Genomic DNA, 410 nt, shown 5'->3' on the forward strand with positions numbered 1-410 from the left:
GGTTGATAGCAGAACCCAAAATACCACCACCTACACGTACAATATTTTTACCTTTTTTACTAATATCCCAGGTAGCTTGTACACGTGGCTGTATTTGTAAAGAAGCCAGTTTGTTATCCGTACGCAAGCCCAATTCTTTGTCCAGCGTTGCGTTGTAATTAGCTCTTGTCAAATAATCAGCATAATCAATACGTACGCCACCGGTAATGTCGAAGCCAGGAAACAAAGTCGTTTGTAATTGTGCATAAACGTTCGGTGCAAGAATATTCATCCCCACGTGTTGATCATTGCTGGTATAGATTTCCCTGGCATAGCGATAGGGGCGAAGGCTATCAAAATTATTCAGCCCGGTAAAGAAAAAACGCCCATTAATTTCGCTTCCATAAATAGAGTATTGATTGGTGTAAGTA

At 40.7% G+C, this 410-nt stretch carries 1 protein-coding gene; it reads right to left on the bottom strand.

Features of this window, described 5'->3' with window-relative positions:
- Positions 1 to 410: hypothetical protein (locus I6F37_RS42365; RefSeq protein ID WP_225154730.1), on the bottom strand; the 410-nt coding region annotated here is incomplete at both ends.

The organism is Bradyrhizobium sp. NBAIM08, from assembly GCF_020193935.1.
GTDB lineage: Bacteria > Pseudomonadota > Alphaproteobacteria > Rhizobiales > Xanthobacteraceae > Bradyrhizobium > Bradyrhizobium yuanmingense.